The sequence below is a fragment of the Mesorhizobium sp. B2-5-4 genome (assembly GCF_006441095.1).
In the GTDB taxonomy this organism is placed as follows: domain Bacteria; phylum Pseudomonadota; class Alphaproteobacteria; order Rhizobiales; family Rhizobiaceae; genus Mesorhizobium; species Mesorhizobium salmacidum.
The window spans coordinates 77,993-99,194 of sequence record NZ_VFUR01000020.1 but is presented as its reverse complement, the minus strand read 5'-3'; the positions used below and the strand labels follow the sequence as shown (position 1 = coordinate 99,194).

Sequence of the window (21,202 nt, the reverse complement as noted above, 5' to 3'; positions counted from 1 at the left end):
AAACGATCGACCATCCGAATCATCCCTCTTCATTCCTTACGCACGGAATCACCAACCCGGTTCCGTGCAAAGGCCTCCTTGTGGGAGAAGGTGGCCTCGCGAAGCGAGGTCGGATGAGGGGTGCGCTTCGGGATGCTCACCTCTCTCGTCTGCCCTAGCGCGTCTTCCCCCTAAGGGCAACGATCGCCGCCGCCGTCTCCTCGATCGAGCGGCGGCTGACGTCGATCATCGGCCAGCCATGGCGGGTGCAGATCTGGCGGGCATAGGCGAGCTCTTCGTTGATGGCGGCGCGGTCGACATAGTCGGTCGGCACGTAGGTGCTCGAATTGCCGAGGATGCGGTTCTGGCGCACATGCGATATGCGCTCGGCGGTGGCGATCAGTCCCACGATCAGCGGTGTCCTGGCGTTGACTAGGCTTTCGGGCACCGGCACGCCGAGCACGATCGGGATGTTGGCGGTCTTGATGCCGCGGTTGGCGAGATAGATGCTGGTCGGCGTCTTCGAGGTGCGCGAAATGCCGATCAGCACGACATCGGCGTCATCCATGTTTGCCGGTAGCTGGCCGTCATCATGGTCCATGGTGAAGTTGAGCGCATCGATGCGCCGGAAATATTCGGCGTCGAGAACATGCTGGGCGCCGACGCGGCGGCCGGCCGGCGTTCCGAGATAGGACTGGAAGACGGTCAGCACGGGCTCCAGCACGGACACGCAAGGCAGGCCCATGGCCGCGCAGCGTTCGTCGATGCCGTGCGCCAGCTTCTGGTCGACCACCGTGTAGAGGATGATGCCCGGCTCCTCCTCTATGTCCTCGAACACCTTGGCTATCTGCTTTTCGGTGCGGATGAGCGGGTAGATGTGCTCGATGGCGCGCGCATCCTTGTACTGCGCCGAAGCGGCGCGGCCGGCGGCGAGCAACGTTTCCCCCGTGGCGTCGGAAATCAGATGCAGGTGAAAGAAGCTTTGGGGTTTGTTCACAGGGTCACCTGGGGCTGTGGGCGGATGTGGATAAGATCGAACGGGCAGGCATGCCGGCGAAAGGCGACTGTATCAGATGCCGGTTTGTCCACAATTCGATGCGCTGTCAGCTTCGCCGGACGGCTGGGGACAAGTCCGTGGACGAAGCGCTTTGCCTTTCGTTCGTCCACAGGGCAGGTCTCGAGGGCGGTCGATCTAGCGCATTGACTCCTCTGCGAGATTCCTGATTGTCCCCAGAACCCTGCAAACCGCGATCGGCAGTGCGCGACAATATGCTTGCTGGCGTTTTGGCGGCCAAAGCGGGACAGGTGACAACCACCACAACCAACAGACTCTTAGAATCAGAAGACTCTTTTAAAATAAGATATTTGATTAAGAGGAAGCCGGGAGAGGCGAGCGTTCGATGCCTGCAAGACGGATCATGCTGGATGTCCTGAAGGGCAAGACGGTGTTTCCTCCTCCGCTCTGGATGATGCGCCAGGCAGGGCGCTATCTGCCGGAATATCGTGAGACGCGAAGGCGTGCCGGTTCGTTCCTTGATCTCTGCTACAGCCCCGACCTTGCCGTCGAAGTGACGCTGCAGCCGATCGAGCGTTTCGGCTTCGACGCTTCGATCGTGTTCTCGGACATCCTTGTCGTTCCCCATGCGCTTGGCCGCGACGTGCGCTTCGAGGAAGGGCGCGGACCGCTGCTGACGCCGATTTCAGCGGCGGAGATCGCGGCGCTGGGAAGCGACATGTTTCACGTGAATCTCGAACCGGTCTACGAGACGCTTCGCCGGCTGCGGGCGAAATTGCCCGACGAGACGACGCTGATCGGCTTTTGCGGCGCGCCTTGGACGGTGGCGACCTATATGATCGCCGGCCACGGTACGCCGGACCAGGCGCCGGCGCGGCTGTTCGCCTACCGCGAGCCGGCGGCGTTTCGACAGCTGCTGAAAGTGCTCGCCGATCATTCGGCTTCCTACCTGATCCGCCAGATCGAGGCCGGCGCGGATGTCGTGCAGATCTTCGATTCCTGGTCGGGGGTACTCGACGATGCTACATTCGAACAGTTCTGCGTCGAGCCGGTCGCAGAGGTCGTCAGGCAAGTTCGGGCCGTCCATCCCGACGTGCCGATCATCGGGTTTCCCAAGGGCGCCGGAGCCCGCTACCAGAGTTATCGCGAGAAGACCGGTGTGACGGGGCTGGGCATCGACTGGACGGTGCCGCTCGAGGCAGCGAAGGCGTTGCAGCGGCAGGGAGCCGTCCAGGGCAATCTCGATCCGTTGCGGCTGGTCGCCGGCGGCCAGGCATTGGCCGACGGGGTCGGGGCGATCCTTCGGGCGTTGGGGAACGGGCCGCTGATCTTCAATCTCGGCCATGGCGTCACGCCCGACACGCCGGTGGCGCATGTCGAGGCGATGGTGAAACAGGTGCGGAGCGCGGCGCGCTGATGACTGACAGAAGTAACACCAATAGCACCGGTCAGGCGATGAAGCGCATGGTCATCGGCATCGCTGTCCTGATCGTTCTCACCGCGGTCTTGTTTTTCTTCGCACCGGAAAGCTTTTATCCCTGGGCAAAGGCGATCCATATTCTCGCCGTCATCTCCTGGATGGCCGGCATGCTTTATCTGCCGCGCCTGTTTGTCTATCACGCCGACGCGGAGAAGGGCTCCGTTCAATCCGAGACGTTCAAGGTGATGGAGCGGCGCCTGCTGCGCGGCATCATCAATCCGGCGATGATCCTCACCTGGGTGTTCGGGCTGTGGCTGGCCTGGAAAATCTTTGCGTTCCAGGGCGGCTGGCTGCATGCCAAGATCGGCCTGGTGCTGATTTTGTCTGGCATTCACGGCTATCTGGCCGGCGCGGTGCGCAAATTCGCCGAGGACCGCAACGAAAAACCGGCAAGGCACTGGCGGATCGTCAACGAGATCCCCACATTGCTGATGATCGCAATCGTGATCCTGGTCGTCGTGAAGCCCTTCTGAGGCTTCATCGGACCCGCTCAAAAGGCGGCTTGCTCTTTCAGCCGACCGACGATACAAGACGGGTCTTCCTTCCCGTCATGCGCCGCCCGTCATTGCTTTCGGCCGCGCCCGGCATTTGTCGCATCCCGCCGATCTTTTCCCCAAAGCCTACCCAGAGTCCGTCTAATGCAAGAAATGAAACTCACCGAGTTCAAGAACAAGAAGCCGCCAGAGCTGATCGCTTATGCCGAATCGCTCGAGGTCGAGAACGCCAGCGTCATGCGCAAGCAGGAGCTGATGTTCGCGATCCTGAAGAAGCTCGCCGCCCAGGACATCGAAATCATCGGTGACGGTGTGGTCGAGGTGCTGCAGGACGGCTTCGGCTTCCTGCGCTCCGCCAATGCCAACTACCTGCCAGGTCCCGACGACATCTACATCTCGCCGTCGCAGATCCGGCGCTTTTCGCTGAAGACCGGCGATACGGTCGAAGGACCGATCCGCAGCCCGAAGGAGGGCGAGCGCTATTTCGCGCTGCTCAAGGTCAACACGATCAATTTCGACGATCCCGAAAAGATCCGCCACAAGATCCACTTCGACAATCTGACGCCGCTCTATCCGACCTCGCGGCTGAAGATGGAGGTCGACAATCCGCCCAGCAAGGACATATCGCCTCGCGTGATCGACCTGGTGGCGCCGATCGGCAAGGGCCAGCGCGCGCTGATCAACGCACAGCCGCGTACCGGCAAGACGGTGCTTTTGCAGAACATCGCGCACTCGATCACCGCCAATCATCCGGAATGCTATCTGATCGTGCTTCTGATCGACGAGCGTCCGGAAGAAGTGACCGACATGCAGCGCTCGGTGAAGGGCGAAGTGGTCTCCTCGACCTTCGACGAACCGGCGGTGCGCCACGTCCAGGTCGCCGAAATGGTCATCGAGAAGGCCAAGCGCCTGGTCGAGCACGGCCGTGATGTGGTGATCCTGCTGGATTCCATCACCCGCCTCGGCCGCGCCTACAACACCGTCGTGCCGTCCTCCGGCAAGGTGCTGACCGGCGGTGTCGACGCCAACGCGCTGCAGCGCCCGAAGCGCTTCTTCGGCGCCGCCCGCAACATCGAGGAAGGCGGCTCGCTCACCATCATCGCCACGGCGCTGATCGACACCGGCAGCCGCATGGACGAAGTCATCTTCGAAGAGTTCAAGGGCACCGGTAACTGCGAAATCCAGCTCGACCGCAAGGTGGCCGACAAGCGCATCTATCCGGCCATCGACATCCTCAAGTCCGGCACTCGCAAGGAAGACCTGCTGGTGTCGCGTCAGGACCTGCAGAAGATCTTCGTGCTGCGCCGTATCCTGGCGCCGATGGGAACCACCGATGCGATCGAGTTCCTGATCGACAAGCTGAAGCAGACCAAGACCAACGGCGATTTCTTCGATTCGATGAATACATAATCGAAGCGAGGCGGGCTTTCTCTTCGTCATCCTCGGGCTTGAGCCGAGGATCCATCCCGTGACGTCCTATGGTCCGCGGTGCGTCGCGTCGCTCCTTGCTGCGCTATAGGATGACGAACTGCGCAACATCCCTTCCAGCTCATCGGGATCCGCAACCACCGGCAGGCAGACCTGGCCGGTGCACAGCCAGGCGCCGCGCCGGTTGGTCGGCGGCAGAATTCCCCCGGGCAGCAAGGGTCGATTCGCCGCCATACCGATCGGCACGACAATATCGACGCGGCGGGGATCAGGGTTTCGATTAACGACCGGAACGAGTTTTTGATCTTCCGGCTCGTCCACGACGACCAGTTTCAGCGGTTCGATGGCAAGCGTGCAGGCATTGACGATGCCCGCCTGGCCGTAGGCCTGGTGCGCGGCTCGGCCGGCAGCGTGCTCGGCGGTTTTCCACGCCTTCTCCTGCAAATCGAGATTGCCGGTGACGGAGGCGAGCCGCACCTGCGCCTCGATGATCTGGCTGGTGGCTGACGGAATGGCCTCGTCGACATCGCCCCTGATGCGGATCGGCACATCGGTGCTGTCCGAGGCGGTCAGATAGTAGCCCGTGCTCTGCGCGTCGGCGTGCCAATGGTCGAGCTGTTCGAGGAACCGGCTGGCCTGGTCGACATAGTTCCAATCGCCTGTGGCTTCAAACAGCGAGATCGCCGCGTTGGTCATGGCGGCATAGTCGCTCGATAGAGCGGGAAACAATTTCCTGACACCAAGCATGGAATGCGGCAAGCGATTGTCGCGGCTGGCGGCGCTGATATGGGCAAACGCCTTTGCCGCGGCCTCGATCCAATCCGGCCGTGCCAGCGAGCGGCCGGCCTCGGCGAGTGCTGCGATCATCAGGCCGTTCCAGTCGGTAAGGGTCTTCGCGTCCAGCCCAGGCCTGACGCGTTCTTCCCGGGCGGCGAGAAGCCTTGCCTTGAGCGGCACCAGCTGTTCGCGGTCGGTCGCCCCAAGCGCTTGCTGGGAAAGGGTTTGATGGACAACCGGCTTGCCCTCCCAGCCGGGTGGGCTGGAAAGCGTGAAGTATTTGAAGAACAATGATGAATCTTTGCCAAGGACAGCTTCGATCTCTTCCCTGCTCCAGGTGTAGAACAGGCCCTCCTCGCCGTCGCTGTCGGCGTCGAGGCTGGCGGCAAAGGCGCCGCCATTGACGCGCATTTCGCGCAGCAGCCAGTCGACCGTGTCTTCGATTCGTACCCGGAACAAATCATCGCCGGTCGCCGCAAGAGCCCAATTGCAGAAGCGGATGAGCTGGGCGTTGTCGTAGAGCATCTTCTCGAAATGCGGCACCAGCCATTCGGCGTCCGTCGAGTAGCGGCTGAGGCCGCCGCCGATGTGATCGTAGATGCCGCCGCTCAACATATGTTCGAGGCTGATGAGCACGTCGTCGCGATGCGCGGCATTGCCGTCGCGCAGCCAGGACAGCCACGGCGTTTGCATGAACGGCGCGTTCGGGAATTTCGGCGCGCCGGCGAGGCCGCCGCGATCGCGGTCGATCATGCCGCTGACGCGGCCGGCGAGGTCGGACAGCGCATCGCGAGCGAGGAGCGCCTTGGAATGCGTGGCGGAGAGCCGCGCCTCGACATGGGAGGTCAGGCCGTCGGCGCTCTGGTGCAGGCTCGCCCTCTTTTCGCGCCAGGCCTTGTCGACCGCCTCCATCACCTGGATGAACCCCGGCCGGCCATAGCGCGGCTCGCGCGGGAAATAGGTGCCGCCCCAGAACGGTTTGCCATCGGGCGTCAGGAACATGGTCAGCGGCCAGCCGCCTTGCTCGCCCATCGAGGACAGTGCGGCCATATAGATCTGGTCGATGTCGGGGCGCTCCTCGCGGTCGACCTTGATATTGACGAACAGACGGTTCATGACGGCGGCGACGTCGTCGTTCTCGAAGCTTTCATGGGCCATGACATGGCACCAATGGCAGGCGGCGTAGCCAATGGAGAGCAAGATAGGCCTGTCCAGCGCCTTTGCCTCTTCCAGCGATGCCGGTGACCATCCCCGCCAATGTACGGGATTGCCGCTGTGCTGCTGCAGATAGGGGCTGGCCTCGTCGGCAAGCAGGTTTTGCGCGGGCAATGTCACAATGGCCAACTTTCGCGGCACTCGGGATGGGTGATGACACGATAGCTAGGGCGGTTCGGTAGAGCGGGCAAATGATTTCAGGCGATTCGATCGTGGCGTTGTCGAGCGGCCGGCTTCCGGCCGGTATCGCCGTGCTGCGTATCTCCGGCCCTCGGACTCGATTCGTTGTCGAAACGATTGCCGGCGGCATGGTTAAGGAGCGCACGGCGGTGCTGCGCAAGCTCAGGGCTCCAGATGGAACGGTTCTCGACACCGGGCTGGTTGTCTTCTTCCCCGGGCCGGCCAGCTTCACCGGTGAGGACGTCTCCGAGTTCCATATTCATGGCGGCCGCGCCGTGGTGGCCAGAATGTTGGAGACAATCGCTGGATTTGACGGCGTCAGGCACGCCGAACCCGGGGAATTCACGCGCCGTGCCTTCCTCAACGGCAAGGTCGACCTGGTCGAGACGGAGGCGCTGGCGGATCTCATCAACGCCGAGACCGAAGCGCAACGGCGCTTCGCCGTCCAGAATGCCGAGGGCGCGCAGAGTGAGCTTTATCTCGGCTGGCGTCGGCGCCTGATCCATGCGCGGGCGATGATCGAAGCCGAGATCGACTTTGCCGACGAGGATGATGTGCCGGGTTCCGTTTCGGATACGGTCTGGTCCGACGTGCGGTCGATGATATTAGAGATTGACCGGCACATAGCCGGATTCCACGCCGCCGAAGTCATTCGCGACGGCTTCGAAGTCGTCATTCTCGGCGCGCCCAATGCCGGCAAGTCCAGCCTGTTCAACGCCTTGGCGCGCCGCGATGCGGCTATTGTAACGGATGAACCCGGCACCACCCGCGACCTGCTGGAGGTCGTGCTGGATCTCCAAGGTCTGCGTGTCAGGTTGAACGACACGGCGGGGTTGCGGGAAGCGCCCGGCAAAATTGAGGCGATCGGCATCGAGAAGGCGAAAGCCAAGGCGGGTCGCGCCGATCTCTTGCTGTTGCTCGAGGACGCCGCGGACCCCAGGAACGCCGGTTCGCTTCCTGCTGCGATACCGGCATTGCGCGTCGGCACCAAGCTCGACCTGCTCGATGGCGGAGCGGCCTACGATGCGGCCCGGCGCTACGAGTTTGGCATATCAGTGGTGGAAGGGACGGGTGTGGATGAATTGCTGGCGGAGATCGGGCACCGCGCCACACAGGCGGCGGGCGGTGCCGGCGATGTGCTGCCGTCACGGCTGCGTCATGTCGAGTTGCTAGGGGCGGCGAACCGGCATCTGCATCGCGCCGCCGACGACGGGACGCCACAGGAGCTACGCGCTGAAGAGCTGCGTCTGGCAGCGGACCGCCTGGGGCGGATCGTGGGCGCGGTCGACGTCGAAGACTTGCTCGACGTAATTTTTTCCCAGTTCTGCATCGGGAAATGACTCACGTGAAACACGCATGGCCGCTGGCAGGGGCCCCGATTGACTCACGTGAAACATCTTTGGCGGTGATTCACGTGAAACGCCGACAGAAGCAGGGTTTCCCTGTTTCACGTGAAACGTCGCGCGGAAGTTTTCTTGACAGTCCCGTCTCGCGGGGACATGTGTCGCTGATCTCTTTTGAGTCCGGGACTTATGTAAGATGACCGATCACTATGATGTGGTTGTGGTGGGCGGCGGCCATGCGGGTTGCGAGGCGGCCAGTGCCGCGGCGCGCGCCGGCGCCAGCACCGCACTGGTGACGCTACGTTTCGACACGATCGGCGTGATGTCGTGCAACCCTGCCATCGGCGGGCTGGGCAAAGGGCATCTTGTGCGCGAGATCGACGCCATGGACGGGCTGATGGGCCGCGTGGCGGACGCCGCCGGCATCCAGTTTCGTCTGCTCAACCGCCGCAAGGGTCCGGCGGTACGCGGTCCGCGCACGCAAGCCGACAGAAAACTCTATCGCCTTGCCATGCAGGAAGCGATTCGGCAGCAGAACGATCTTGAGGTTGTCGAGGGCGAAGTTCTCGATTTCGAGATTTCCGATGGGAAGATAGAAGCGGTTCTCCTGGCGGACGGCCGCCGGCTTGCCTGCGGCGCCGTGGTGCTGACGACTGGGACCTTCCTGCGCGGGCTCATTCACATCGGCGAAAAGAAGATTGTCGCCGGCCGCATGAACGAGAAGGCCAGCATGGGACTGTCGGCGACAATGGACCGCGCCGGCTTCAGGCTCGGGCGGCTCAAGACCGGCACGCCGCCGCGCCTGGACGGGCGGACCATCGACTGGGCTGCGCTGGAAAGCCAGGCGGCGGACGAGCATCCGGTGCCGTTCTCGCTGATGACCGACCGCATCGTGACGCCGCAGATCGATTGCGGCATTACGCGCACGACCACGGCCACACATGAGGTGATTCGCGCCAATCTTGGCCGTTCGGCGATGTATTCCGGCTCGATCGAAGGCGTTGGGCCGCGTTATTGCCCGTCGATCGAGGACAAGATCGTCAAGTTCGGCGACCGCGACGGGCACCAGATCTTTCTCGAACCGGAAGGGCTCGACGACCACACCGTCTATCCCAACGGTATTTCGACCTCGCTGCCGGAAGATGTTCAGCTCGCCATCCTGAAGACCATTCCGGGGCTGGAGCGCGCTGTCATGCTGCAGCCGGGCTATGCCATCGAATATGATCATGTCGATCCGCGCGAACTGCATCAGACGCTGGAGACCAAGCGCGTTGCCGGGCTTTTTCTCGCCGGGCAGATCAACGGTACGACCGGCTATGAAGAGGCCGCCGGGCAGGGCCTGCTCGCCGGCCTCAATGCAGCGCGCCGCGCCGCGGGCGGCGAGCAGGTCGTGCTCAGCCGCACCCAGGCCTATATCGGCGTGATGGTCGACGATTTGACCAGTCGCGGCATCAGCGAGCCCTACCGGATGTTCACCTCGCGGGCCGAGTTCCGGCTGTCGCTGCGCGCCGACAACGCCGATGAGCGGCTGACGCCGGTGGCGCAGACGCTGGGGATCGCTTCGGCGCGGCGGCTGCAGCGCTATGGCGATGTCACCCGTCGGCTTGACGAAGCGCGCCAGTTGGCGCTTTCGCTGACCATGACGCCGAACGAGGCGGCACGGCATGGCCTGGAGATCAATCGCGACGGCGTGCGCCGGTCCGGCTTTGAATTGCTGGCTTATCCCGATGTCGATATTGCCTGGCTAAGCCGGGTCGAGCCTAAATTTGGCGACATCGACGCCAAGACCGCGGAGCGCCTCGAAACGGAAGCGAAATATTCGGTTTATCTTGACCGCCAGAGCACGGATGTCGCGCAGATACGGCATGAGGAGAGCCGGCTGATCCCCGATGCCATTGATTTCGCCGGCGTGCCCGGCCTGTCCAATGAATTGAAGCAGAAGATGCAGGCGCGGCGGCCACGCTCCGTTGCGGATGCACAGCGCATGGAAGGCATGACGCCTGCGGCGCTGGCGATCATTGTCGCGCATGTCCGTCACTGGGAAACAGCGCAGAAGGGGGAAACAGCACAGAAGGGGGAAACCGCTGAAGAGGCCGAGCAGAGGGACGTTGCGTGAGGTCTTTCTCCCGCGAGAGCCTGCAGGAGGCCGCCGGTCCGGTTTCACGTGAAACATTCGATCGCCTGGTGGCGTTCGAAGAGATGTTCCAGAAATGGAACCGCAGCATCAATCTCGTCGCGCAATCGACCTCCGGTGATGTCTGGCAACGCCACATCCTGGACAGTGCGCAGCTTGCACGGATAGAGTCCGAAGCCACGCATTGGGTCGATATCGGTTCCGGCGGCGGATTTCCCGGGCTTGTCATGGCCTTTCTGCTCGCCGAGCGCCCGGGGGCCAGCATCGATCTGGTCGAAAGCAACCGCAAGAAGGCCTCGTTCCTGCAGACCGTCATCGGTCAGTTCGGCTTGCCGGCGCGAGTCGTGGCGCGCCGCATCGAGGACAGCCATGTGCTTGTTTCGAAGCCGCAAATCGTCACGGCGCGGGCGCTGGCCCCGCTTTCGGTCCTGCTGGACCTGTCCGCGCCATGGCTGACCTCGGGGGCGCGGGCGCTGTTCCACAAAGGCCGGGATTACCGCGCCGAAGTGCAAGAAAGCGTTAACCGGTGGACTTTCGATCTGGTAGAACATCCAAGCGTGACCGACGCCAGCGGCGTCATCCTCGAATTGTCCAATGTGCGACCCGTCTGAACCGAGACCGGTCTGATTATTCGGCGACCCAAAGATGAATTTCTGGCATAAACCCATGATGAAGAACGGCCCTCGAATCATCACCGTAGCCAACCAGAAGGGCGGTGTCGGCAAGACCACCACCGCCATCAACCTGGCCACCGCGCTGGCGGCAATCGGCGAAAAAGTGCTGATCGTCGACCTCGATCCGCAAGGCAATGCAAGCACCGGCCTCGGCATCGACCGCAAGGACCGGACGGTCTCCTCCTATGATGTGCTTACGGGCGAACTGGAGCTGGAAGCCGCCGCCATCCCGACCGCGGTGCCCGGCCTGTCGATCGTGCCCTCGACGCTCGACCTGCTCGGCATCGAGATGGAGATCGCTTCGGCGCCGGACCGGGTGCTCAAACTGCGCAATGCACTGCGCGCGGCGACCGAGCGCGGGGCGCCCTTCGGCTACGTGCTGATCGATTGCCCGCCGTCGCTCAATCTTTTGACTTTGAATTCAATGGCGGCAGCTGATTCCGTTCTCGTGCCGCTGCAATGCGAGTTCTTCGCACTGGAGGGTCTTAGCCAGCTGCTCGAAACGGTCGAGCAGGTGCGTCGCTCGATCAATCCGGATCTTACCATCCAGGGCATCGTGCTGACCATGTATGACGGCCGCAACAACCTCGCCAACCAGGTGGTGCAGGATGTGCGCGAGCACATGGGCGACAAGGTCTATGAGACCATCATTCCGCGCAATGTGCGGGTGTCGGAGGCGCCGTCCTATGGCAAGCCGGCGATCCTCTACGACCTGAAATGCTCCGGCAGCCAGGCCTATCTGCAACTGGCCTCCGAAGTGATCCGCCGCGAGCGTAAATTGCGCGCTGCTTGATTAGATCGGCCGCATAATCAACAGCCGATTCGATACCGAAACGATCTGAAATAGACATGGAATAAAGATGAGCGAAGATCTCTCGAGGAAAAGACTGGGACGCGGACTGGCGGCACTGATCGGCGAGATCGATCGTCCTGCCGCACCGGAAAAGCCCGGCATGAGCGCCGACGGCAAGGTGCCGATCGAGTTTCTCAGCCCAAACCCGAGAAATCCGCGCCGGCATTTTGGCGATGCCGAACTGACCGACCTCGCCCAGTCGATCCGCGAGCATGGCGTGGTGCAGCCGGTCGTGGCGCGGCCGTCGCCGACGCAGGCGGGCCGCTACGAGCTCATCGCCGGCGAGCGGCGCTGGCGTGCGGCGCAGCGTGCCGGGCTGACCGAGATCCCGGTCATCATCCGCGAAGTCAACGACCGCACGGCGCTGGAACTGGCGATCATCGAGAACGTCCAGCGCGCCGACCTCAATCCGGTCGAAGAGGCACAGGGTTACCAGCAACTCATCGACGACCATGGCTACACCCAGGCCGATCTCGGCCAGGTGATCGGGAAGAGCCGCAGCCATGTCGCCAACACTTTGAGATTGTTGAAGCTGCCCGACGTGATCCGCGACATGCTGGTCGACGGCGCGCTGTCGGCCGGGCATGCCCGCACGCTGGTCACGGCGGAGGATCCGGCCGGCCTTGCCAAGCGCATTGTCGAGGAGGGTCTTTCCGTGCGCCAGGCCGAGGCGCTGGCGCAGATGCCGGCCGGCACCAGTTCCAACGGCACCAAGTCAGCCGCGCCGGCCGTCGAAAAGGACGCCGACACGCTGGCCCTGGAGAAGCTGCTGACCGATACGACCGGCATGATCGTCACGGTCGACCACAAGGGCAAGGGTGGCGTGCTACGCGTTGCGTATCGGAGCTTGGAGCAGCTGGATGAGCTGTGCCGCCGGTTGAAACAGGATTAGAGCGGCCCGGCGATTGATAGAATCGCGGACCTGCTAAACTCTTGCTTTTGCGCAGTTCGGATGGAAGACTGCGACACACTTTTCTAGGGATTGCTTTTGGTATTTAGCCGGCGAATGTTTCGCGCGGTCTTCCCTTCTCCCACAAGGGGGGAAGGAAGAGGCGCCTACCTTTGCGCCAGCCGCGCGCTTTCCACGGCGATCCCCAGCAGCGCCTGCCTGGCCAGCGCCACCGACAGGTCCGGCCGGCGCCGCGTCTGCAGCACGGCTGATTGCAGGCGGGTCAGCGCGCGGCCGAGCGCTTCGCTGTTCCAGCGCTCCAGCGCTCTCTCCACCAGCTTGCGGCGCGCGAAAAAGACCGGCGGCCGCGCGGCGGCAACGACGGAAGCGGCGTTGCGGCCGCCGGAGTCCATCTGGCCGCGCATGACCTGTATCTGCTGTATCTGCCGCATCGCCGAGGACAGCACCAGGAAGGGCTGGCCGCCGCCCTGGCAGTGGCGCGTGAAGGCGGCGTCGAAGTCGCCGATCTTGCCTTCGAGCAGCGCGTCGACGGCATCGTCATAAGAGGCACCGGACACGTCGCCCGACATGGCTCTCACCTCTTCCAGCCCGATTTCCTTCTGGCCGTGGGCGTAGAGGACGAGTTTTTCGATCTCGCCACGCGAGGCCAGCCGGTCGCCGCCGAGATTGCGGCGCAGCGCCTGTCTGGCCTCCAGCGTCATCGACATGCCGGCCTTGCGCAGCTCGTCGTCGATGACCGTGTCGATGTCGCGGGCCTCATCGGCGTAGCAGGGCAAGGCCATGGCGTTGTCGGCGCCCTCGACCACCGCGCGCAGCCCGACCCCTTTCTTCAAGTCGCCGGCCTCGATCAGGATGATGGCGTCCCGCACCGGCTCCGCCGTCAGCGCCTTGACGTCGTCGGCCAGTGCCTTCTGGCCGCTGGCGTTGCGCACCCAGAGCAGCCGCCGGTCGGAAAACATCGGCACGGTGCGGGCTTCGTCGAGCAGCCGGCCCTCGTCGCGGTCGACCTCCGAACCCTCGAGCCTGACCACGCAGAACGGATCGTCCAGCGGCAGACCGGTCTTTCCGGCAAACGCCTTCGCCCGCTCCGAGACAAGGCCGCGATCGGGGCCATAAAGCAGGACGATCGAGATGCGCGGATCAGGCCGCGCGAGCCAGGAATCGACCTCGAAAGCTTTCTTCTGTGCCATGGAGGGTGGTTAGCATGATGCGTGCGCGGGGTGAACGGCGATCGGCACCGAGCACTCTTTTCCTTCTCCCCCTGCGGGAGAAGGTGTCGCCGAAGGCGACGGAAGGGGTGTTCCAGCGGGGTGAGACGCTGGTTTTGATGCAGCCGATTGGCACGCGCCAAGCTGGAGCACCCCTCATCCGGCCTCGCTTCGCGAGGCCACCGCCCTGGGCGAGTCCCGGGCCTCGCCCGCCCTTCGGGCACCACAAGGGGAGAAGGAAAAGCGGCCACGCTCTGCACCCAATCACCTTATCTGGCGACAAACACGGCGCAACCATGCGCCAAATTGCGTGCCGCCGCCCAACATCGACAAGAAATTTCGCCGACATATCTTCATCTTGAGCGGGGGAGGCGGATCGGCCGGCGCGGCCGGAACCGACCCCGACGCATTCGCACTGGCGGCGCGGATATGCAAATATCCGCACCCAGGCGACATTGGAGGAGTTTTGGTCATGGCCGATGCTGGGATGTTGCGTTTTCACGTTCCGGAGCCGGAAGTGCGGCCGGGCGGCACGCCTGATTTCTCCAACGTGACCATCGCCCAGGCCGGCTCGGTGCCGCGTCCCGATATCGATGTCGATCCGCGCACCATCCGCGACATGGCGTTTTCGATCATCCGCGTGCTGAACCGCAATGGCGAAGCCGTCGGGCCATGGGCCGGGCTGCTTTCCAGCGAGGAATTGCTGGAGGGCCTGCGCAACATGATGACGCTGCGGACCTTCGATGCGCGCATGCAGATGGCGCAGAGGCAAGGCAAGACCTCTTTCTACATGCAGCATCTGGGCGAAGAAGCGGTGAGCTGCGCCTTTCGCAAGGCGCTTGCCCCGGGCGACATGAACTTCCCGACCTATCGGCAGGCCGGCCTGCTGATCGCCGACGGCTATCCGATGGTCACGATGATGAACCAGATCTATTCCAACGAGGCCGATCCGCTGAAAGGCCGGCAGCTGCCGATCATGTATTCGTCGAAAGAGCACGGCTTCTTCTCTATCTCCGGCAATCTGGCGACGCAGTATATCCAGGCGGTCGGCTGGGCGATGGCCTCGGCGATCTCGAACGATTCGCGCATCGCCGCCGGCTGGATCGGCGACGGCTCGACGGCCGAATCCGATTTCCATTCGGCGCTGGTATTCGCTTCCACCTACAAGGCTCCGGTCGTGCTCAACGTCGTCAACAACCAGTGGGCGATCTCGACTTTTCAGGGCATTGCGCGCGGCGGCTCGGGCACTTTTGCAGCACGCGGCCTCGGCTTCGGCATTCCGTCGCTGCGCGTCGACGGCAATGACTATCTGGCGGTCCATGCGGTGGCCAAATGGGCGGCCGAGCGGGCCCGCAACAATCTCGGGCCGACGCTGGTCGAATATGTCACCTACCGCGCCGGCGCCCATTCGAGCTCGGACGATCCCTCCGCCTACCGGCCAAAGACCGAGTCCGACGCCTGGCCACTCGGCGATCCGGTCGTGCGGCTGAAGAACCATCTGATCAAGCTCGGCGTCTGGTCGGACGAGCGGCACGCACAGGCCGAGGCGGAAATCCTCGACACGGTGATCGCGGCGCAGAAGGAGGCGGAAAGCCACGGCACGCTGCATGCCGGCGGCAAGCCGTCGACGCGAGACATGTTCGAGGGCCTCTATGCCGAGATGCCGCCGCATCTCAGACGCCAGCGCCAGCAGGCGGGAGTCTGAGCCATGCCAAGGCGGACCATGATAGAGGCCATCCGGGACGCCATGGACGTTTCGATGGAGCGCGACAGCAAAGTCGTCGTGTTCGGCGAGGATGTCGGTTTCTTCGGCGGCGTTTTTCGCGTCACCCACGGCCTGCAGGCCAAATACGGCAAGAGCCGCTGCTTCGACGCGCCAATCAGCGAATCCGGCATTGTCGGCTCGGCCATCGGGATGGCCGCCTATGGCCTGAAGCCGTGCGTCGAGATTCAGTTTGCCGACTACATGTATCCGGCCTACGACCAGCTGACGCAGGAAGCCGCAAGGCTGCGCTACCGGTCGAACGGTGATTTCACCTGCCCGATCGTGGTGCGCATGCCGACCGGCGGCGGCATCTTCGGCGGCCAGACGCACAGCCAGAGCCCGGAGGCGCTGTTCACCCATGTGTCCGGGCTGAAGACGGTGGTGCCATCCAACCCGCATGACGCCAAGGGGCTTTTGATCGCGGCGATCGAGGATCCCGACCCGGTGATCTTCTTGGAGCCGAAGCGGCTCTATAACGGCCCGTTCGACGGCCATCACGACCGGCCGGTAACGCCGTGGTCGAAGCACGAGCTCGGCGAGGTCGCCGACGGCCATTATACCGTGCCGCTCGGCAAGGCGGCGATCCGCAGGGCGGGTTCCGCCGTCACGGTGCTCGCCTATGGCACCATGGTCTATGTCGCCCAGGCCGCGGCCGAGGAGACCGGCATCGATGCCGAGATCATCGACCTCAGGACGCTGCTGCCGCTCGACCTCGATACGATCGTGGCCTCGGTCAAGAAGACCGGACGTTGCGTGGTCGTACACGAGGCGACGCTGACGTCAGGCTTCGGCGCCGAACTGTCGGCGCTGGTACAGGAAAACTGCTTCTACCATCTGGAAGCGCCGGTGGTCCGCGTCGCCGGCTGGGACACGCCCTATCCGCACGCGCAGGAGTGGGACTATTTCCCCGGCCCGGCCCGTGTCGGCCGTGCGCTCATCGAAACATTGGAAGCTTAGAGAGGCCTGAAATGGGCGAACACATCATCAAGCTGCCCGATGTCGGCGAGGGCGTCGCCGAGGCCGAGCTCGTCGAATGGCATGTGAAGATCGGCGACATCGTGCGCGAGGATACGTTGCTGGCCGCCGTGATGACCGACAAGGCGACGGTCGAAATCCCGTCGCCCGTCGATGGTGAGATCCTGTGGCTGGGCGCCGAGATCGGCGACACGGTGGCGATCGGTTCGCCCATCGTGCGGCTGAAAGTGGCGGGCGAGGGCAATGTGAAGGCCGCCGGGCAAGGGACGGCACCGGCCGCCGAAGCCGAAGCGCTCGCCAAGCCGGCGAGCCCAAAGCCCGAAGCCGCACCGGCCCCCAAGGCAAAGCCCGTCGAGGCACCGGCGAAACCCGCGCCATCGCCGGCTGCCGCCAAGACCATGGCACAGGCCTCGGCCGGCGCACCGCGCCCGGAAGGCGAAAAGCCGCTGGCCTCGCCAGCCGTCCGCTTGCGCGCCAAGGAGGCCGGCATAGATCTCAGGCAAGTCGCAGGCAGCGGCCCGGCCGGCCGCATCGGCCATGAAGACATCGAGACCTTCCTGGCGCGCGGGCCGCAAGTGGCCAAGGCATCGGGCCTCGCCCGCAACGATGCCATCGAGGACATCAAACTGGTTGGCCTGCGGCGCAAGATCGCCGAGAAGATGACGCTGTCCAAATCGCGCATCCCTCACATCACCTATGTCGAGGAGATCGACGTGACGGCGCTCGAGGAATTGCGCGCCGCGCTCAACAAGGAAAAGCGCGCCGCCAAGGGAGGCAAGGAGAGGCCGAAGCTGACCTTGCTGCCGTTCCTGATGCGGGCGATGGTCAAGGCGATCGCGGACCAGCCCCAACTCAATTCGCTGTTCGAGGACGAGGCCGGCATCATCCACCAGCACGGCGGCATCCATATCGGCATCGCCGCGCAGACGCCGTCTGGGCTGGTGGTGCCTGTCGTCAAGCATGCCGAGGCGCGCGACATCTGGGAGTGCGGCGCCGAGGTCGCCAGGCTGGCCGAGGCGGCCAAATCGGGCACGGCGACGCGTGACGAGCTGTCGGGCTCGACCATCACCATCACCTCGCTCGGCGCCATGGGCGGCGTCGCCACCACACCGGTCATCAACCATCCGGAAGTCGCGATCATCGGCGTCAACAAGATGATGGTGCGGCCGCTGTGGGACGGCACGCAGTTCATCCCGCGCAAGATGATGAACCTGTCGTCGAGCTTCGACCACCGCGTCATCGACGGCTGGGATGCCGCGGTGTTCGTCCAGCGGATCAAGGCGCTGCTGGAGACACCTGCGCTGATTTTCGTGGATTGAGAGGATGAGAACGGACGCTGCCCCTTTGCCTTCGTCATCCTCGGGCTTGACCCGAGGATCCATGCCGCGACCTCAGCCTAAGAGCGTTGCGGAGCAGGTTTCTGAACCGTTGCAACGCCTTCCCGTCACGGCATGGATCCTGGGGTCTGCGCGCGTCGCTACGCTCCTTGCTCCGCCCCAGGATGACGACGGCAGGGGCGTCTCGGCCATTCTTCAAGGTTGGCGGTCTGCAGGTGCAATGCCGGAACGAACCAGGGTCCCATCATGAAAGAAATCTCCTGCAAGCTTCTGGTCATCGGCGCCGGGCCCGGGGGGTATGTCTGCGCCATTCGTGCCGGGCAGCTCGGCGTCGATACGGTCATCGTCGAGGCGGGCAAGCCCGGCGGCACCTGCCTCAATGTCGGCTGCATCCCCTCAAAAGCACTGATTCATGCGGCGGAGGAATTCGAGAAGGTGTCTGACATGGCCGGCGGCAAGAGCCCGCTCGGCATTTCGGTCACGGCACCGGTACTCGATCTGGCCAGGACCATCGCCTGGAAGGACGGGATCGTCAGCCGGCTCAACAGTGGCGTCGCCGGCCTGCTCAAGAAGGCCGGGGTGAAGACCGTGCACGGCTGGGCGAGGTTTCGCGACGGCAAGACCGTCGAGGTCGAGACCGAGACGGGAAGCCAGGTGATCCGCGCGGAAACGATCGTGATCGCGACGGGCTCGGCGCCGGTCGAACTCCTGCCCTTCGGCGGACCGGTGATTTCATCCACTGAAGCCCTGGCGCTGAGCGAAGTGCCGAAGAGGCTTGCGGTCGTCGGCGGCGGCTATATCGGCCTCGAACTCGGCATGGCCTTCGCCAAGATGGGCGCCAAGGTGACCGTGGTCGAGGCCCTGCCGCGCGTGCTGGCACAGTATGATGCGGAGTTGACCCGGCCGGTGGTCAAGCGGCTCGCCGCACTTGGCGTCGAAGTGATGCTCGGCGCCAAGGCCAAGGGACTGTCGACAAAAGGCGATGCGCTGCTGGTCGAGACATCCGACGGCAAGAGCGCCAAGGTCGCGGCGGACAAGATCCTGGTGACGGTCGGCCGCAAGCCGGTGACCGAGGGCTGGGGGCTCGAGCAGATCGATCTCGACAGGGCCGGAAAATTCATCAGGATCGATGACCAGTGCCGCACCTCTATGCGCGGCGTCTTCGCCATCGGCGACGTCACCGGCGAGCCGATGCTGGCGCACCGGGCGATGGCACAGGGCGAGATGGTCGCCGAAATCGTCGCCGGCCATAAGCGCAGCTGGGACAAGCGCTCGATCCCCGCCGTCTGCTTCACCGATCCCGAGCTGGTGACGGCGGGTCTGTCGCCTGAAGAGGCCAAGGCCCGGGCCGAGATCAAGATCGGCCTGTTCCCCTTCGCCGCCAATGGCCGCGCCATGACGAAGCTCGGCGAGGATGGCTTCGTCCGCGTCGTGGCGCGCGCGGACAATCACCTGGTGCTCGGCATCCAGGCGGTCGGTCAGGGCGTGTCGGAGCTGTCGGCGGCGTTTGGGCTGGCGCTGGAGATGGGGGCAAGGCTGGAGGACATCGCAGGCACGATCCATTCGCATCCGACGCAAGGCGAAGGGTTCCAGGAAGCCGCGCTAAAGGCGCTCGGGCACGCGCTGCATATTTGAGGTGTCGCGCCGACGCAGATCGGCAATGCCGGCGGGACAGCGCCCCGGGCGCTGTCCCGCCGGCGTATCCGAAAAGCTTACCCCGCCAGCCGGCTTACCATCTCATGTTGGGCATAGGCGCGGCCGAAGCGGTTGGCGAGGAAGGCTTCGAGCGCGATTTCCTCCTGCTTGACGAAGCCGGTCGCCGGCAAGCTGCCATCGGCCAGCATGTCGAGCACGGCGCAGATGCCGGAGGCGGTGGTGATCTGGATGGCGCTGCGCACGGTCTGGCCGACGCGCCTGGAATAGATCTTGTTGGCGTAGGTCTCCTGCAGCAGGCGGCCGTTCTTGCGGCCGGAAACGGTGACGAACACGATGACCACGTCCTGCAGCGTCGCCGGCAGGGCGCTTTCGAAAATGTCCTTCAGCACGTCGCGGCGGTGGCGCAGGCCAAGGTCGTTGAGCAGCGCCTTCATGATCGCGGCATGACCGGGATAGCGGATGGTGCGGTAGTTCAGCGTGCGCACCTTGCCCTTCAGCGTCTCGGCCAAGGTGCCGAGCCCACCCGAGGTGTTGAACGCCTCATAGGTGACGCCGTCGAGCGAGAACTCCTCGCGCTCTTCCAGCGGCGGCACTTCGACCAGCTCGCCCTCGACGATCGCCTCGCAGGGCTCGCAATATTCGTTGATGACGCCGTCGGTGCTCCAGGTCAGATTGTAGTTCAGCGCGTTGGACGGGTATTGCGGCAGCGCGCCGACGCGCATGCGCACGCTTTCCAGCGTGTCGAAGCGGCTGGCGAGATCGTTGGCGACGATCGAGATGAACCCCGGCGCCAGTCCGCATTGCGGGATGAAGGCGCTCTTGGCGGAACGTGCCAGCTCCTTGACGCGCCTGGTCGAGACGACATCCTCGGTGAGATCGAGATAATGCACGCCGGCGCTGGCCGCCGCCTCGGCGATGCGCGTGGTGAGATGGAAGGGGGCGGCGCTCAGCACCGCGAACTTGCCGACGAGTGCGGCTTCAAGCGCACCGACCGCCGCGATGTCGAGTTCGAGTGTCTCGACGCCGTCGGGCACTTCGGCGGCAGTGAGTTGCGCGGCCGAGCGGTCGACGAGGGTGACGTGGTAGTCACCCGTTGCGGCGAGCATTTCGGCGATGGTCGAGCCGATCTTGCCGGCCCCGACGATAACGATGTTGTTCATGGTCAAATACCCCTGCCATTTGCGTTCGCCGGAATCATCGCAGCTTGCCTGTCGAAAGGAAGCGTGAGATCCTGCAAACCGCACCCTATCTTTAGTTAATTTGCCGAAGAGTTTCGTCGAAATGCTCAGTGATGCCGAACAGGCCCTGCTTTCCCTGCTGCGCGCCAACGCGCGCGCCTCGACGGCCGAACTGGCGCGGCAGCTCGGCGTTTCGCGCACCACGGTGCAAAGCCGGATCGAGCGGCTGGAGCAGCGCGGCATCATCACGGGCTATGGCGTCAGGCTGGCGCCGGACTATGAGCAGGGGCTGGTCAGGGCGCATGTGCTGCTCACCGTCACGCCCAAGCTGGCCGATAGGGTGGTGCGCAGCCTGCAGGCATTGCCGTCCGTGCGGACGCTGCATTCGGTCAGCGGCAATTTCGACATGATCGTCATCGTCGACGCACCGTCGATCCGCGACCTCGATACGCTGCTCGACCAGATCGGCGCCATGGACGGGGTGGAGCGGACCGCGTCGTCGATCATCCTGTCGACGCGGATCGACCGCTGAGGAGCGTTCTGAGCATTTACTTCCGCCTAAGAACAATTTTGTCGTTGTGGACAACACATAAATCTACAT

General features: G+C 63.9%; 17 protein-coding genes. 13 read left to right on the top strand and 4 right to left on the bottom strand.

The window, feature by feature from the left end:
• Nucleotides 1-154: 154 nt before the first annotated feature.
• The gene (locus FJ492_RS22780; RefSeq protein ID WP_140772377.1) at nucleotides 155-976 is read right to left on the bottom strand and encodes a pyruvate, water dikinase regulatory protein; all 822 of its coding nucleotides are present in this window, start codon (nucleotides 974-976) and stop codon (nucleotides 155-157) included.
• Between the two features lie 403 nt (nucleotides 977-1,379).
• Between FJ492_RS22780 and hemE the strand changes: the two genes are divergently transcribed.
• The 3 genes from hemE to rho all read left to right on the top strand — a co-directional run bounded on the left by hemE (nucleotide 1,380) and on the right by rho (nucleotide 4,378).
• The gene (gene hemE / locus FJ492_RS22775; RefSeq protein ID WP_140772375.1) at nucleotides 1,380-2,411 is read left to right on the top strand and encodes a uroporphyrinogen decarboxylase; all 1,032 of its coding nucleotides are present in this window, start codon (nucleotides 1,380-1,382) and stop codon (nucleotides 2,409-2,411) included.
• The gene (gene hemJ, locus FJ492_RS22770) at nucleotides 2,411-2,947 is read left to right on the top strand and encodes a protoporphyrinogen oxidase HemJ (protein ID WP_140772373.1); all 537 of its coding nucleotides are present in this window, start codon (nucleotides 2,411-2,413) and stop codon (nucleotides 2,945-2,947) included. The genes hemE and hemJ overlap by 1 nt, the downstream gene beginning before the upstream one ends.
• A gap of 165 nt (nucleotides 2,948-3,112) precedes the next feature.
• Complete coding sequence (gene rho / locus FJ492_RS22765; protein WP_140507185.1) at nucleotides 3,113-4,378, top strand: transcription termination factor Rho; 1,266 nt, start codon at nucleotides 3,113-3,115, stop codon at nucleotides 4,376-4,378.
• Nucleotides 4,379-4,444: 66 nt separating this feature from the next.
• Here rho and FJ492_RS22760 read toward each other — a convergent pair whose 3' ends face one another.
• Nucleotides 4,445-6,508, bottom strand: a complete 2,064-nt coding sequence (locus FJ492_RS22760) for a thioredoxin domain-containing protein (RefSeq protein ID WP_140772386.1) — start codon at nucleotides 6,506-6,508, stop codon at nucleotides 4,445-4,447.
• Nucleotides 6,509-6,579: 71 nt separating this feature from the next.
• On the opposite strand from FJ492_RS22760, the gene mnmE reads away from it, so the two are divergent.
• The 5 genes from mnmE (at nucleotide 6,580) to FJ492_RS22735 (ending at nucleotide 12,464) form a co-directional block, all read left to right on the top strand.
• Entirely contained in the window at nucleotides 6,580-7,908 is a 1,329-nt protein-coding gene (mnmE, locus tag FJ492_RS22755) for a tRNA uridine-5-carboxymethylaminomethyl(34) synthesis GTPase MnmE (RefSeq protein WP_140772371.1), read from the top strand.
• Nucleotides 7,909-8,107: 199 nt separating this feature from the next.
• Entirely contained in the window at nucleotides 8,108-10,027 is a 1,920-nt protein-coding gene (mnmG, locus tag FJ492_RS22750) for a tRNA uridine-5-carboxymethylaminomethyl(34) synthesis enzyme MnmG (protein ID WP_140772369.1), read from the top strand.
• Complete coding sequence (gene rsmG, locus FJ492_RS22745; protein ID WP_027145743.1) at nucleotides 10,024-10,656, top strand: 16S rRNA (guanine(527)-N(7))-methyltransferase RsmG; 633 nt, start codon at nucleotides 10,024-10,026, stop codon at nucleotides 10,654-10,656. The genes mnmG and rsmG overlap by 4 nt, the downstream gene beginning before the upstream one ends.
• Nucleotides 10,657-10,711: 55 nt before the next feature.
• Nucleotides 10,712-11,512, top strand: coding sequence for a ParA family protein (locus FJ492_RS22740; protein WP_031240355.1), 801 nt, complete (start codon nucleotides 10,712-10,714; stop codon nucleotides 11,510-11,512).
• A 67-nt stretch (nucleotides 11,513-11,579) separates the two neighbouring features.
• Entirely contained in the window at nucleotides 11,580-12,464 is an 885-nt protein-coding gene (locus FJ492_RS22735; protein WP_140507191.1) for a ParB/RepB/Spo0J family partition protein, read from the top strand.
• 164 nt (nucleotides 12,465-12,628) lie between these two features.
• Here the strand turns inward: FJ492_RS22735 and holA are convergent, their stop codons facing one another.
• On the bottom strand, nucleotides 12,629-13,672 hold the full coding sequence (holA, locus tag FJ492_RS22730) for a DNA polymerase III subunit delta (protein ID WP_140507192.1): 1,044 nt from the start codon (nucleotides 13,670-13,672) through the stop codon (nucleotides 12,629-12,631).
• A gap of 490 nt (nucleotides 13,673-14,162) precedes the next feature.
• On the opposite strand from holA, the gene FJ492_RS22725 reads away from it, so the two are divergent.
• From FJ492_RS22725 to lpdA, 4 genes are all read left to right on the top strand, one after another.
• The gene (locus FJ492_RS22725) at nucleotides 14,163-15,395 is read left to right on the top strand and encodes a 3-methyl-2-oxobutanoate dehydrogenase (2-methylpropanoyl-transferring) subunit alpha (RefSeq protein WP_140717824.1); all 1,233 of its coding nucleotides are present in this window, start codon (nucleotides 14,163-14,165) and stop codon (nucleotides 15,393-15,395) included.
• 3 nt (nucleotides 15,396-15,398) lie between these two features.
• Entirely contained in the window at nucleotides 15,399-16,412 is a 1,014-nt protein-coding gene (locus FJ492_RS22720) for an alpha-ketoacid dehydrogenase subunit beta (RefSeq protein ID WP_140717826.1), read from the top strand.
• 11 nt (nucleotides 16,413-16,423) lie between these two features.
• The gene (locus FJ492_RS22715; protein ID WP_140772367.1) at nucleotides 16,424-17,749 is read left to right on the top strand and encodes a dihydrolipoamide acetyltransferase family protein; all 1,326 of its coding nucleotides are present in this window, start codon (nucleotides 16,424-16,426) and stop codon (nucleotides 17,747-17,749) included.
• Nucleotides 17,750-18,013: 264 nt separating this feature from the next.
• Nucleotides 18,014-19,402, top strand: coding sequence for a dihydrolipoyl dehydrogenase (gene lpdA / locus FJ492_RS22710; protein WP_140772365.1), 1,389 nt, complete (start codon nucleotides 18,014-18,016; stop codon nucleotides 19,400-19,402).
• A gap of 77 nt (nucleotides 19,403-19,479) precedes the next feature.
• Here lpdA and FJ492_RS22705 read toward each other — a convergent pair whose 3' ends face one another.
• Nucleotides 19,480-20,583, bottom strand: a complete 1,104-nt coding sequence (locus tag FJ492_RS22705) for a saccharopine dehydrogenase family protein (RefSeq protein WP_140752927.1) — start codon at nucleotides 20,581-20,583, stop codon at nucleotides 19,480-19,482.
• A 121-nt stretch (nucleotides 20,584-20,704) separates the two neighbouring features.
• Here FJ492_RS22705 and FJ492_RS22700 point away from each other — a divergent pair, with 121 nt between their 5' ends.
• Nucleotides 20,705-21,133, top strand: coding sequence for an Lrp/AsnC family transcriptional regulator (locus FJ492_RS22700; RefSeq protein WP_140752925.1), 429 nt, complete (start codon nucleotides 20,705-20,707; stop codon nucleotides 21,131-21,133).
• Nucleotides 21,134-21,202 lie beyond the last annotated feature (69 nt).